This is a genomic window from Mesorhizobium sp. 113-3-3, from assembly GCF_016756495.1.
Taxonomy (GTDB): domain Bacteria; phylum Pseudomonadota; class Alphaproteobacteria; order Rhizobiales; family Rhizobiaceae; genus Mesorhizobium.
Genome location: NZ_AP023243.1, coordinates 6,948,947 through 6,961,397 on the forward strand (window position 1 = coordinate 6,948,947; position 12,451 = coordinate 6,961,397).

The window sequence follows — 12,451 nt, forward strand, 5'->3', positions numbered from 1 at the left end:
CATGCCTATCCTTGAAGCGCATGAGCTCTACCGGTTCTTCCACATCGGGGATGACGAGACCGCCGCATTGCGCGGCGTTAGTTTTCAGCTCTCCGCCGGCGAGATCGTTGCATTGACGGGGCCGTCGGGGAGCGGCAAGTCCACGCTTCTATCCTGCCTAACCGGGCTGGACGAGCCTGATGGCGGCCATGTCGAAGTGTCCGGGATGCGTTTGACCCGGCGATCGGAGGCTGAACGCACACGCATCCGCGCCGCCAGTTTCGGCATCCTCCTGCAGTCTGGGAACCTGTACGGACATCTGACCGTCGAACAGAACCTTCGCTTCCAGATGCTCCTGGCCGGAAAACCGGACGAGAAGCGACTAGCCGCCCTCCTGGAGGGGGTCGGCTTGTCGCACCGTGCAACGGCATTTTCCACCCAGCTGTCCGGTGGCGAAACGGCGCGTGCGGGCCTCGCCGTGGCCTTGGCCGCCGACCCTCCCATTCTGGTTGCCGATGAACCCACTGCCGAAGTCGATCGCGAGACGGAATCCAGGCTCATTGGCCATTTCGAGGCGAGGCGCGAGGCGGGATTGGCAACCCTCCTGGCGACGCACAGCGAAGCGCTGGCGCACCGAGCCGACCGGATTGTCAGGCTGAAAGACGGGAGGATCGTCAGTGAGTGAAACACTCGTTGTTGGCAAAGGCCTCGGCCGAGACTTCCACGACGGCAACGCCGGCCTGGTCAGGGTCTTGAGCGACGTCGACTGCGAGATCGTCAGCGGTGCGCGCATTGCCCTGGTTGGCCCCTCCGGAAGCGGCAAGTCCACCCTGCTGCATATTCTTGGCGGACTGGATAAGCAGACAGCGGGCACAGTGGAATGGCCTGGCCTCGGTTCGTTCGAGGAACTGAGGCCGCGTCACATCGGATTCGTATTCCAGACCCCTAGCTTGTTTCCAGCGCTCACAGCGGTTCAGAATGTCGAATTGCCGCTGATATTGGGCGGCAAAGTCCCCACGGACAACGCCACAGCGATGTCGCTACTTGAGGCCTTTGGCCTTGCCGAGGTCGCCGATAAATTGCCGGAGGAGTTGTCAGGAGGACAGGCACAGAGAGTGGCAATGGCCCGCGCGCTTGTAATTGGGCCAAAACTCATTCTGGCGGACGAGCCGACAGGGCAGTTGGACAGCGTGACGGCGCAACTCTTCTTTGACGTCCTTCTCAAAGGATTGGAAGGCACAGACGTGGCCCTCGTCATCGCGACACATGACGAGGCTGTGGCCGCCCGGATGGCGACGCGCTGGACAATGGACCATGGACGCCTTGTTTGTGGTCGTCGCAGAAACGAGGCGGCATGATGTATTTCCTCTGGGTCCGTGGGATACTCGCCCGCCGCTCTCTCCGTGTCGCCGGCTCGACCGCCGGCGTGGCCCTGGCAGTGATGCTCCTTGCCGTGGTGGGCCTGTTCCTCGTCAACGCCGGAAACTCCATGACGGCCCGCGCCATCTCGGCCGTTCCAATCGATTGGCAGGTGCAGGTGATCCCAGGAGCCGATCCCGACCTTGTCGGCAAGGCCTTAAGTGACGCCGCAGGGGTTAAAACTGTCCACCGCGTCCGCTATGCCGATGTCGCAGGTTTTGAGGCGCAGACCGGAGGCACAACACAGACCACGGGACCCGGGCAGGTCGTGGCCTTTGACAGCGGCTACGTGAAGGACTTCCCGGCGGAAGTGCGGCCGCTTGCCGGGGATACTAACGGTGTGCTCATTGCCCAGCAAACGGCGGCCAACCTACACGTCGGCCCTGGCGACATGATCTCGATCAAGCGGATCGGGCTGCCTTCGGCAAACGTCAAGGTCGCCGGCGTGATTGATCTGCCCGATGCGGATTCCCTGTTCCAGGCGGTGGGCTTGCCGCCCCAGGCAGCCCCCCAGGCCCCACCGGACAACGTGCTGATCATGCCGCCGCAGGATTGGCAGCAATTGTTTGAAGCTCAGCAGAAAATGCGCCCTGACACCGCCAGGCTGCAGTTGCATGTGCGACTTGATCACACCACGCTGCCGCCCGACCCGGTCTCGGCATACAATTTCGTTACTGGCGCGGAGAAGAACTTTGAAGCGAAGGTCGCGGGTCAAGCCCTGGTCGCCAACAATCTCGGTGCGCGCCTTGACGCCGTCCGCCAGGACGCGCTCTACGCCTCCGTCCTGTTCCTTTTTCTTGGCCTGCCCGGTATCGCACTGGCCGTGGTCCTCACCTTTGCCGTGACATCGTCAGGCGCCGCACGCCGGCGCATCGAACAGGCCCTGCTCCGAGTTCGTGGCGCCACCACCGGCACAATCATGTCCTTGTCAGCCACCGAAGCTGCGATAGCAGCGCTTGGCGGCACCGCGATCGGTCTTGCTGGCACCGTGCTCTTCGGCATTCTGGTTCCCGGTATGCTCGAAACGTCATCCGTCAGCGTTCCGATGCTGGTTTTTGTCGTCGGCGTGGGATTGTTGCTGGGCTTCACTGCCTTTCTGTGGCCGGCCTGGCGCGACGCACGTTGGATCACGGTAAGTTCTGCCCGTCACGTTGTCGTCCGCACGAGAACGCCCCTTTGGCAGCGCCTGTGGCTGGACTTGATCCTGCTGGCCGCCGCCGGACTCTTCTTCTGGCAGTCGGCGAGCACCGGATATCAGATCGTACTCGCCCCTGAAGGCGTCGCCGCGACAGCGGTCGACTACAAGGCGTTCATCGCGCCGGCGCTGTTCTGGCTCGGCCTAGCCCTGCTTACCATCCGTCTGTCGGCGTCGATCATCTCGCGCAACGGCGTCATGTTGCGCGGTATCGTGAGGCCGGTCTCAGGGCCTCTGGCTTCCGTCGTGTCGGCGGCCTTGTCGAGACAGCAGCAGCGCTTGACCATCGGCATCGCGATGACCGCGCTGGCGATATCATACGCCACGTCAACCGCCATCTTCAACACCACTTACAACGCACAGGCCCGCGTCGATGCCGAACTGACCAATGGCTCCGACGTCACCGTGTTCGGGACTTCGGATAGGCCGGCGGGGAAACAACTGAGCCTTCTGGCGACGTCGCCAGAAGCTGCCGCGGTCGAACCCATGCAGCATCGCTTCGCCTACGTTGGAGCCGATCTGCAGGATCTCTACGGCATCGACCCTCTCCGCATCGAACGCGCGACAAACCTGTCCGACGCTTATTTCAGCGGTGGCAGTGCGGCCGCCATTTTGCACCGGCTCGCTTCAACACCCGACGGCGTGCTCGTGTCGGAGGAGACGGTCCAGGACTTCCAGCTCCAGCAAGGCGACACGATCAATTTGCGCCTCTTGAGCGCGGGCGACCACCAGTATCATCCAGTTCCATTCAAATTCATCGGTGTGGCGCGCGAATTTCCGACGGCGCCGAAGGATTCGTTCCTGGTCGCCAACGCGGCTTATGTCGCCCGCATGACAGGGTCGAATGCCTTCGAATACGTGTTGATGAGAGCAAAAGGCGATCCCGTCGCACTAGCACGACAGGTCTCGTCGGCAGTCGCGCAAGATCCGTCGTTGAAAGTTTCCGATATCAGCCAGGCGAAGCACCTTATCGGTTCGAGTCTCACCGCAGTCGACCTCGGCGGATTGACGACGATCGAACTCGGGTTTTCTGTGGTCATGGCGGCAGCTGCGGCCGGGCTGATGCTGGCGTTGGGATTCATTGAAAGGCGCCGGAACTTCGCCATTCTCAGTGCCGTCGGTGCCAAGCCCCGGCAATTGGCCGCATTCCTGTGGAGTGAGGGGCTCCTCGTTGTTGCCGGCGGCATCGTGTTCGGTCTGGCATCGGGTCTCATGACCGCTTGGATGCTGGTCAAACTGCTGACCGGGGTGTTCGATCCTCCGCCCGAGGCGCTTTCGATTCCATGGACCTACCTGGCGATCGTACTCAGTCTTGTGATCGCATCGGTCGTCATCGCGGTCCTGTCCGCGAGGCCCTCGCCGGGGCACGACGCAGAGCACTTGCGGGATATCTAAAAGCCTAGGCTTACCTAATTGTAAAGCCACGGCCATTCCCCCGAAAACTCTGAAGCCTAGGCTGATGCCATCTTCTCAAGGTGAGAGAGATGATCCGGAGGCCAAGCTTCTCCGGATCGCCCTAGCTGCCGCGCCGGGCTCGAGGCCCCTTTGCGGCACAAACAACCCTACAAGGAATTGAAAATGAAGAAATCAATCATGGCTACTGCAATGGTGCTGGCCGTCGCCACTTCCACCGGCGCGTTCGCCAAGGCAACCACCGGCACGATCACCAGCGTCGACAAGAATGGCGACTCCATCACGTTGTCCGACGGGCAGACCTTTACCCTCCCGGAAGGCATCGAAGCCGAGACGCTCAAAGTCGGTGAGAAGGTAAGTGTCACCTACACTGTCAAGGCCGGCAAACTGTCGGTTTCGAGCATTCACCAAGCCAAGTAGGTTCGCAAACGGACCGGGTCGGCTGTGCCGATCCGGTCCTTCAATCGGGCGGATGCCCAGGTCGGGAATTAAGATCGGCTTACAGGATCCCTGTTGCAATCCGGTCAAGCCGGTTCCCCTCCCGGTAGAGCACGGACACCAGCCCAGCGGCGCAGATGCCCATGAGCGCTCCGCCAAGGACGTCCGTCATATAGTGGGTTCCGACGTAAACCCGGGACCAGGCAACCAGAACCGCCATTAAGCCGAAGATGATAGCTCTTCGGGGCAAGGCCTGAACCGCGAAAGCGGCAACGATCGCGAAGGCGGCCGTCGCGTGATCCGAAGGAAACGACCAGTCGGCACTCGTAGGGATGATGAGGTGGGTGATTCCAGCCTCATACGGGCGCGTGCGGTGTACAAAAAGCAGGATGATCTGGTTGGCGCCAAGCCCGATCAAGAACGCCAGTCCCGCCACGATCGTCGCATGGCGAACATGCACCCGGTCCGTCTTGCTCCACCATTGAAGGGCTACGCAGGCGATGAGAAGCGGAACCCCTAACGTCGTCACCCCGACCATCATTCTGTCCAGCACAGGGTTGGTTCCCGCTGCCGCGTTGATCCATTGCGTAATCGCCACGTCCATGAAATTGCCTTATCGTTGTTTGTTACCAATCAGGAGACCCGTGAACGAGCATCGCGTCCATCAGATTTTCGAGGTCAGCCTGTTGCTCAAGGGCGCACACGCGCTCATTGAGTGTGTAGGCGGCATCGTACTGGCGTTCGTCAGCACCAACACGATCGTTTCCCTGGCCAATAGGCTGACACAGGATGAGCTTGTTGAGGATCCCCATGATTTCATCGCCAGCCATTTGATGATGCTGGCCAGCAACTTCTCCGTCAGCACTCAGCATTTTTACGCATTCTATCTTCTCAGCCATGGGATCGTGAAACTGGCCCTCGTCGTTGCTTTGCTGAAAAACAAGCTATGGGCATACCCGTCATCCTTGATCGTCCTGGGGTTGTTCGAACACACCGCTGCCGAGACGAATTTCTATTCGGTTAAGAGGCCAGATGGCGAGTACATCGATTTGATCGAAGACTGGTTGGCTGAAATCGAATCTGCCGCCGCTCTGCGAGACTTCAAGATTTAAGAACCTAGCATCGACCGCAGGCGCGACAGCGGGCGCACACCGCTATGTTCGTAAACCATTAGGCTCTTCAATCCGCGCCGTTGCGAGCGCCGCTTTCGCCTTTTCGACCCACAGCACCCGCGCGTGTTCTCCACCTTCGCTTTTGAGCTTGGCGGCGATCCAAAGCAACGCTCCGTAGATGATGGCGCGATCGTCGTTGGTTAGATCAACGATGCCTGCCTTGACGACAAGACCGCCGAGTTCGATCAGGTGTCGGGTACGCTTGCGGCGGCCGATCTGCCAGGTGCGCATGTCATGCCGAGCCAGAGCCGCTTGCCGGCGATTGTGTGCTGCCTGGTTGCGCCGAAGCGCTGCGAGGGTTGCGCTGAGATTCCGGAGCAGTTCGCCGGGCCCGGCTCTCGAAAAACATCACTCCACGCTTGGCCCATGCCTCACGCTTTCCGGTATCCTTCGTTTCAACGATGGCGACCAGCGCGCCGGCCAGCTCGTCGCTGCTGAGCTGATCGGCACCGGTGGCGATCACCAGCTCGCCAAGCTGCTGCACCTTTCGCGTTTTGAGCTCTCGCGCTTTTTCTTCCAGCGCCTTCAGTTCTGCGTCGAAATCGCGTGGTTTGCGCATGGCTGTCTCCATCGGTTGTCGATCGGAGGATGATAGGGGAGCGGCTGCCGGAAGGCTTCAGGGTTGCCGAGACAGCCCGGGACGGGCTGGTCCATCCCGAGATTTTTTCGAGGGAGGGCGCGCTTATACGTCGTGCCGACGTGCGCTTTGACGTGCAAATGATCCTGTCGCGATGGCGATCTATCATCTTCACGTCAAGGTCATTGGCCGCAAGGCAGGCTCAAGCGCTGTCGCGTCGGCCGCCTACCGCTCGGCTTCGCGGCTGCGTGACGAGCGCATCGAACGCACTCACGACTTCTCGGCCAAGCGTGGCGTCGTCCATTCCGAAGTAATGCTGCCGGAGAATGCGCCGGAAGCCTGGCGCGACCGCGAGCGGCTGTGGAACGATGTCGAGGCGGTCGAGGTACGCAAGGATGCGCAGCTTGCCCGCGAGGTCGAGTTTGCGCTCCCGCGTGAACTCAGCCAGGCGCAAGGGATCGAACTGGCGCGCGATTTTGTTCAGGCCGAGTTTGTCAGCAAGGGCATGGTCGCCGATCTCAATGTGCACTGGGACAGGGCAGAGGATGGCAGTCCCAAGCCGCATGCTCATGTCATGCTCACTATGCGGTCCGTGGACGAGAATGGTTTTGGGTCAAAGGTTCGAGATTGGAACCGCACCGAACTGGTCGAGCGCTGGCGCGAGCGATGGGCGGAACTGGCCAATGAGCGCCTGGCCGAGCTGGACATCGATGTCCGCATCGATCATCGCAGTCTGGAAGCGCAGGGCATAGCGTTAGAGCCGCAAACCCAGATTGGTGCACCAGCCCAGCGTCTTGAGAATGGCGGCCTTGCTGCCGGCAGTGAAGCCGATCGCGCCGAACTGCATCGCGAGATCGCGCGCAACAATGGTGCGCGCATCATTGTCGATCCATCCGTGGCGCTGGATGCCATCACCCATCAGCAATCGACATTCACCCGAAAGGACATCGCGAAGTTTGCGCATCGCCACAGCGATGGAGTGGAGCAGTTCAACACGGTGGTGGCAGCCATCAGCAACGCACCCGATCTGCTCGAACTCGGCAAGGACGGACGCGGCGAAGACCGTTTAACGACAAGGCAGATGATCGAGACCGAACAGCGCCTTCACCGCGCGGCGGAGCGTATCGATTTGGACGAGCGCCACGCGGTGAGTGACGCACATCGCGAGGCAGCGCTGGCGCGGGCTGCGCAAGGCGGTCTTATCCTTTCGGGCGAGCAGACCGATGCGCTTGCGCATATCACCGATGGTCACGGTCTTGGTGTCGTTGTCGGCTTTGCCGGGACGGGCAAGAGCGCCATGCTGGGTGTCGCGCGCCAGGCATGGGCAGCGGCGGGTTATGAGGTTCGAGGCGCGGCACTCTCCGGCATTGCCGCCGAGAATCTGGAAGGCGGATCAGGCATCTCGTCACGTACCATCGCCAGTATGGAGCATAGCTGGGGACAGGGCAGGGATCTTCTCACCACGCGCGATGTCCTGGTGATCGATGAGGCCGGCATGGTCGGCACGCGCCAGTTGGAGCGCGTGCTCTCCCATGCGGCGGACGTTGGCGCGAAAGTCGTCCTCGTCGGTGATCCCCAGCAGTTGCAGGCGATCGAAGCCGGCGCTGCATTCCGCTCCATCCATGAGCGTCATGGCGGCGTCGAAATCGGTCAGGTGCGTCGGCAGCACGACGACTGGCAGCGCGATGCCACGCGCGACCTGGCAACCGGCAGGATCGGCGCCGCGATCAGCGCCTATGACGCGCAAGGCATGGTGCATCAAGCTGCAACGCGCGATGAAGCGCGAGCTGAACTCGTCGAGCGCTGGGATCGCGACAGGCAGGCGCATCCAGAGGCAAGCCGGATCATTCTCACCCACACAAACGACGAGGTGCGCGCCCTGAACGAGGCAGCGCGCGAGCGCATGCGCGCTGCCGGCGATCTCGGCGACGATGTTCAGGCAAGCGTCGAACGAGGTGCAAGGGCCTTCGCCAGCGGCGACCGGGTCATGTTCCTGCGCAACGAGCGCGGGCTTGGCGTCAAGAACGGCACGCTTGGCCTGATCGAAGAGGTCACCACACAGAGCATGACGGTTCAAACCGACGACGGCAAATCTGTTCGCTTCGACCTGAAAGACTACGCGCACATCGACCACGGCTATGCGGCGACCATTCACAAGGCGCAGGGCATGACCGTCGACCGGACCCATGTGCTCGCAACGCCGGGCATGGATGCGCATGGCAGTTACGTCGCGCTGTCGCGGCATCGAGACAGGATGGACCTGCACTACGGCGGCGGCGACTTCAACACGCGGGAGCGGCTGGACCGTACGCTGTCACGGGACCGCGCCAAGGACATGGCGTCGGATTACGAGCAGGTCGACCCGGCGCAAGACTATGCAGAGCGGCGCGGGATCTCCTTCCGAAAGCGCGTGGTCGAGATCGTGCGCCGGATCGTTCCGGAGAAGCTGCGCGACAGGATCGGCGGATTGCTGGACGGGTTGCGCTCGCCCGGAGATGGCGAGCCCCTGCAGGAAGGTGGACCTGGGCCGGTAAGGGAGAGTGTCGGGGCGCAGATCGGAGATGCACGGCCCATGCTCGGCGGAGAAAATCTCGCCACCGGCGTGTCGCGCGACACGAATGTGCCGGTGGACGCTGAAGCCGCGTTGCGCAGCGCTCGTACGAAGGCGCTTGTTCGTCACGCGCGCGCTCTCGACGCGATCCTCAGTACTGGAAATGCGGACGGGCAGGGGACTCCCGAGCAGATGGGCGAATTGAGAGATGCGCGCAACGCTTTTGAGAAGGTTCGGCCTCATGGTTGGCGCGATGCCGAAGCGGCTTATGTGAAAAATCCCGAACTCGTTCGTGAAGCGAGCGCCGGCCGCGTCAGCCGCATCGTGCTTGCTCTCCAGCTTGAAACGGAAATCCGCACCGGACTGGACATCGATCCCGGCCGCCGCGCCGACCGGTTCGTCGAACGCTGGCAAAGGCTCGACCGGACGGGACGGGAGCAATATCAGGCCGGCGACATGTCCGGCTACGAGTCAACGCGTTCGGCAATGTCCGATATGGCCAAGAGTCTTGAACGCGACCCTCAACTTGAATCTCTACTGGCCAATCATAAGAAGGCGCTCGGCATTCAGATCGAATCCGGCCGTCGTCTCGGGGCGGAACTCGCCTTTAACCACGGCATCGGGCTCGGCCGAGGCAAAGGCATCGGAATCTGACTATCCGATTTGCCGCCGTTTCCGCGCCACATCGCGGTGGGGCGGGAATGAGTCTTGCCTGACCGATGCAGCCTGTTTCGTGTGAACCATCAGATATCAGAGGCACTCAGGAGGAGACAGGCGAGCCATGCCCGAACCCGATCGCATCATCCGCAGCAGAACTGTCCTTGCCCGGACCGGCCTGTCTCGCTCAACCATGTATCGCAAGATCGCCGAAGGCACGTTCCCGGCTCAGATCAAGATCAGCATCAACGGTGCGGGCTGGCGCGAATCCGATATCAATCGGTGGGTGGAAGATCCGGTATCTTGGAGGCCGAGGCGAGAGGGTGATTAAACCCGAAAAATCCGGTTGCGAGCGCTGGTGAAATGATAGCATCTATATCAACTTGCCATGCTTTTTCTGTGGATAATGGAACCGAAGCACCGGTATGATTTTAGATTGGGTAATTTTGAGGGTATCGATCAATATCCTCACTGAGGATTTCTCATTAAATTCAAATACATAGCTTACACTTCGATTCCGCCTCTGGCACCATTCTTTTTAAGCACTTAGATCGCCGTCCCATTCATGTTGCAGCCGTGTTGGGACTGAAATAGGTTGGATTCCAACGGTTCTAGCCGGCACGCGGCCTAGCGGACGCGACATGGTATGCGAAATGATCGACGACTTCGGATAGGCCACGGAAGAGCGTTAGAACGGTGTATTGGGGGCCGCCGCCTATATCGTGGCGAAACACGGTCGGCCTATCCTTCAGCGGAGCGCGAGCTGGAAGCCTTGCAGCCGCGTGATCGATTTGCAACTGCACCCCGGTTCATGACGGACGAACAGTTCCGCGCGTATTTTTTCGGCTTGACGGAGCGCGCCTTGACCCGACTGCGGCTGAGAAAGGGTTTCCCCCACAAAGACGCGCTGCTCAACAAGACCGACAGGAAGGCCGTCGATCGACACTTCGATGTTCGGGCCGGTCTCAAAAAAGCGCGATGCCCTTGTGGTTGAAGACGGGCTAGAGAACTTTGACTGACAAAGAAGGGCCACTCCGAAGGAGCGGCCTCATTCATCTCGCCAGACTACCCATCCCATCGGCTGATCTGCGGCCAGGATTGCTGCAATCGGCTTTCCCGAACTCAGGAAGCCACCTCCCAGCATTCCGCCGTGCTAGGACGTCCCGTTGCCGAAGACAAATGAGGAGCCGCGCCGCACGGAGACCGTGCCCGCCCTGTATGTCGATGTCATTGCGCCTATCTGCCAGTAGCCTAGGATGAAGAAAGAAGATTCGAGCAGACGGGGGCGCTTTGGAGACGATTTATGTCACAAAACACTGCAAACCGGCCGATCGCGAATACATGCTTTCGGGAAGCTTTCGGATTGGCACTCATTCCGGTTTCTACAGTGGCGAAAGCACTCTGTATGACGATCGAGATGAGGGAAAAGGCGAGAGCAATTTAACCGGCGACGTTTTCAATTTATCTGGCAGTATAGGTAACATAGTACACATGTCCGGTGTTACCGTCGTTAACATCAAAAATGCCGTTTCATATCAGCACAATGTCGATTTCAACGTATTTTGCAGCTCAATTGGGCCATACTCAGAAATTCGTCACCGGCTTCTTATGGATGGGCGAGGAGCATACACTGGCAGCAAGAGCATGACGGCTTGGCTAGTACTAGACGTTGCAAAGTTGAGAATCGCTCTTGAGGCCGTCGCAACGCATTGCTTCGCGCGCACGATCGTAATCGAGAAGCCGGTTAGCTACGGCAGACGAACACGCGAGTTCAGTCAGAGCACAATTGGAGCAAATTTTGCGACGTCAACCTTGCTGTCTCGCGATATAGAGTTCGCCTTTGTCAAACCATCGCTATTCAGCGTGGAGGAGGAATACCGCCACTGCATGATACCCGTTGGTGCCCCTCCTGAGCCAATCCTGACCAATCGGCTGCCCCGATATATTCGCCGCCTGTTTGTCCAAGCGATACATGACCCGGGCGGGATTGTGATCTAAAGCCGGCGCGCGAAACCTTGCTATCGCGCAGTGAGCCGCGAATGGTGATGTTTGCAGAGAGACCTGAAGTTGCACCAAACGGGGCTGCAGATGTGGATGGGAGCGCACGCTCAGATGTGATCGACCTCGCTGGCGCGATCATGCAGCCGAGATGCGAGCACATAGGATTTGTCGCGAGGAACCGGCGCGCGGGCGGCGCGCCAGGCGGCGTAGCCGCAGTTGTGCGAACTACCGCGCTGGCGCTCGCGATCGGCCCTGGCCGTCGCCTGGCATGGGCAGAGCATGCCCACCGATCCTGGAGCCATTCACCGTTTCAAGGAAACGGCAGCCTGCTCGAACTCTTTGTTTCAATGCAATACCGCAACGGAAAGCGCTATGCGCTTTCCCGGGGGCCGCCGGCGCGCTGGCGCGCGCCGGCCGATCTTGGCGTCAGGCGTGGCGGATCTCGGTTCCCAGCACCTTCAGGCATTCGCGGATGAACGCGGCAAGTGCTGTCCAGCCCTTGGCGGACACCATCGTCCCGTCCACATAAGCATCGGTGGGAGACAGGTCGATGTAAGTGCCGCCGGCAAGCGTCACCTCCGGTTCGCAAGCCGCGAGAGCACCAACCTTCTTGCCACGGACGACACCGTCGACCGCGATCAGAATCTGGACGCCGTGGCAGATCGTGAAGATCGGCTTCTTGGTTTCGTGGAAATGGCGCACGATCGCCTGCACGCGCTTGTCGGTCCGAATGTATTCCGGCCCGCGGCCGCCCGCGCAGTAGACGGCATGATACTGGTCGAGCTGTCTTTCGGCTTCCGAGAACGTCTTGTTGATCAGCGCGTAGTGGCCGAGCTTTTCAGTGTAGGTCTGGTCGCCCTCGAAATCGTGCAGCGAGGTCTTGATCAGGTCTCCGGCGTTCTTGTCCGGGCACACGACGTGAACCGTGTGGCCCACGGCCTCCATCGCCTGCTGGTAGACGAAGATCTCGTATTCCTCGGTGAACTCACCAGTCAGCATCAGTATTTTCTTGCCTGGCATGGCTCTTCCTCCTCAATGTTTTGGGCTGG

General features: G+C 60.5%; 14 protein-coding genes. 8 read left to right on the plus strand and 6 right to left on the minus strand.

The window, feature by feature from the left end:
* The first annotated feature begins 1 nt into the window (after nt 1).
* The 4 genes from JG746_RS33465 (at nt 2) to JG746_RS33480 (ending at nt 4,426) form a co-directional block, all read left to right on the plus strand.
* Nucleotides 2–664 (plus strand): ABC transporter ATP-binding protein, encoded by a 663-nt coding sequence (locus JG746_RS33465; RefSeq protein ID WP_202356205.1) that lies wholly within the window; start codon nt 2–4, stop codon nt 662–664.
* Nucleotides 657–1,337: an ABC transporter ATP-binding protein gene (locus JG746_RS33470; protein WP_202356206.1), complete on the plus strand. Its 681-nt coding sequence runs from the start codon at nt 657–659 to the stop codon at nt 1,335–1,337. Before JG746_RS33465 ends, JG746_RS33470 begins: the two co-directional genes overlap by 8 nt.
* Nucleotides 1,334–3,988 carry an ABC transporter permease gene (locus JG746_RS33475; RefSeq protein ID WP_244730615.1) on the plus strand — a complete coding sequence of 885 codons (2,655 nt, stop codon included), beginning with the start codon at nt 1,334–1,336 and terminating at the stop codon, nt 3,986–3,988. The genes JG746_RS33470 and JG746_RS33475 overlap by 4 nt, the downstream gene beginning before the upstream one ends.
* Nucleotides 3,989–4,171: 183 nt before the next feature.
* Nucleotides 4,172–4,426, plus strand: coding sequence for a DUF1344 domain-containing protein (locus JG746_RS33480; protein ID WP_202356207.1), 255 nt, complete (start codon nt 4,172–4,174; stop codon nt 4,424–4,426).
* A 79-nt stretch (nt 4,427–4,505) separates the two neighbouring features.
* Here the strand turns inward: JG746_RS33480 and JG746_RS33485 are convergent, their stop codons facing one another.
* Complete coding sequence (locus tag JG746_RS33485) at nt 4,506–5,048, minus strand: phosphatase PAP2 family protein (RefSeq protein ID WP_202356208.1); 543 nt, start codon at nt 5,046–5,048, stop codon at nt 4,506–4,508.
* Nucleotides 5,049–5,088: 40 nt separating this feature from the next.
* On the opposite strand from JG746_RS33485, the gene JG746_RS33490 reads away from it, so the two are divergent.
* Nucleotides 5,089–5,556, plus strand: a complete 468-nt coding sequence (locus JG746_RS33490) for a DUF2127 domain-containing protein (protein ID WP_244730616.1) — start codon at nt 5,089–5,091, stop codon at nt 5,554–5,556.
* A gap of 42 nt (nt 5,557–5,598) precedes the next feature.
* On the opposite strand, the gene JG746_RS33495 is transcribed toward JG746_RS33490, so the two are convergent.
* Complete coding sequence (locus JG746_RS33495; RefSeq protein WP_202356209.1) at nt 5,599–5,847, minus strand: conjugal transfer protein TraD; 249 nt, start codon at nt 5,845–5,847, stop codon at nt 5,599–5,601.
* Nucleotide 5,848: 1 nt separating this feature from the next.
* Complete coding sequence (locus JG746_RS33500) at nt 5,849–6,175, minus strand: conjugal transfer protein TraD (RefSeq protein ID WP_202356210.1); 327 nt, start codon at nt 6,173–6,175, stop codon at nt 5,849–5,851.
* Nucleotides 6,176–6,347: 172 nt separating this feature from the next.
* Between JG746_RS33500 and traA the strand changes: the two genes are divergently transcribed.
* Together traA and JG746_RS33510 are read left to right on the plus strand one after the other, a co-directional pair.
* Nucleotides 6,348–9,398, plus strand: a complete 3,051-nt coding sequence (gene traA / locus JG746_RS33505) for a Ti-type conjugative transfer relaxase TraA (protein ID WP_202356211.1) — start codon at nt 6,348–6,350, stop codon at nt 9,396–9,398.
* Between the two features lie 127 nt (nt 9,399–9,525).
* Nucleotides 9,526–9,732 (plus strand): helix-turn-helix transcriptional regulator, encoded by a 207-nt coding sequence (locus JG746_RS33510; protein ID WP_202356212.1) that lies wholly within the window; start codon nt 9,526–9,528, stop codon nt 9,730–9,732.
* A gap of 417 nt (nt 9,733–10,149) precedes the next feature.
* Here the strand turns inward: JG746_RS33510 and JG746_RS33515 are convergent, their stop codons facing one another.
* Complete coding sequence (locus JG746_RS33515; protein WP_202356213.1) at nt 10,150–10,347, minus strand: hypothetical protein; 198 nt, start codon at nt 10,345–10,347, stop codon at nt 10,150–10,152.
* Nucleotides 10,348–10,691: 344 nt separating this feature from the next.
* Here JG746_RS33515 and JG746_RS33520 point away from each other — a divergent pair, with 344 nt between their 5' ends.
* Nucleotides 10,692–11,399: a hypothetical protein gene (locus JG746_RS33520; protein WP_202356214.1), complete on the plus strand. Its 708-nt coding sequence runs from the start codon at nt 10,692–10,694 to the stop codon at nt 11,397–11,399.
* Between the two features lie 110 nt (nt 11,400–11,509).
* Here JG746_RS33520 and JG746_RS33525 read toward each other — a convergent pair whose 3' ends face one another.
* On the minus strand, nt 11,510–11,683 hold the full coding sequence (locus JG746_RS33525; RefSeq protein WP_202356215.1) for a hypothetical protein: 174 nt from the start codon (nt 11,681–11,683) through the stop codon (nt 11,510–11,512).
* Nucleotides 11,684–11,828: 145 nt separating this feature from the next.
* On the minus strand, nt 11,829–12,422 hold the full coding sequence (locus JG746_RS33530) for a DJ-1/PfpI family protein (protein WP_010913455.1): 594 nt from the start codon (nt 12,420–12,422) through the stop codon (nt 11,829–11,831).
* Between the last annotated feature and the right edge of the window lie 29 nt (nt 12,423–12,451).

Excerpts from the sequence above, each read along its gene's own strand:
- JG746_RS33475 (WP_244730615.1), top strand. The coding sequence starts at position 1,334 with ATGATGTATTTCCTCTGGGTCCGTGGGATACTCGCCCGCCGCTCTCTC.
- JG746_RS33510 (WP_202356212.1), top strand. The coding sequence starts at position 9,526 with ATGCCCGAACCCGATCGCATCATCCGCAGCAGAACTGTCCTTGCCCGG.
- JG746_RS33480 (WP_202356207.1), top strand. The coding sequence starts at position 4,172 with ATGAAGAAATCAATCATGGCTACTGCAATGGTGCTGGCCGTCGCCACT.
- JG746_RS33485 (WP_202356208.1), bottom strand. The coding sequence starts at position 5,048 with ATGGACGTGGCGATTACGCAATGGATCAACGCGGCAGCGGGAACCAAC.
- traA (WP_202356211.1), top strand. The coding sequence starts at position 6,348 with ATGGCGATCTATCATCTTCACGTCAAGGTCATTGGCCGCAAGGCAGGC.
- JG746_RS33525 (WP_202356215.1), bottom strand. The coding sequence starts at position 11,683 with ATGCTCTGCCCATGCCAGGCGACGGCCAGGGCCGATCGCGAGCGCCAG.
- JG746_RS33465 (WP_202356205.1), top strand. The coding sequence starts at position 2 with ATGCCTATCCTTGAAGCGCATGAGCTCTACCGGTTCTTCCACATCGGG.
- JG746_RS33530 (WP_010913455.1), bottom strand. The coding sequence starts at position 12,422 with ATGCCAGGCAAGAAAATACTGATGCTGACTGGTGAGTTCACCGAGGAA.
- JG746_RS33495 (WP_202356209.1), bottom strand. The coding sequence starts at position 5,847 with ATGCGCACCTGGCAGATCGGCCGCCGCAAGCGTACCCGACACCTGATC.
- JG746_RS33500 (WP_202356210.1), bottom strand. The coding sequence starts at position 6,175 with ATGCGCAAACCACGCGATTTCGACGCAGAACTGAAGGCGCTGGAAGAA.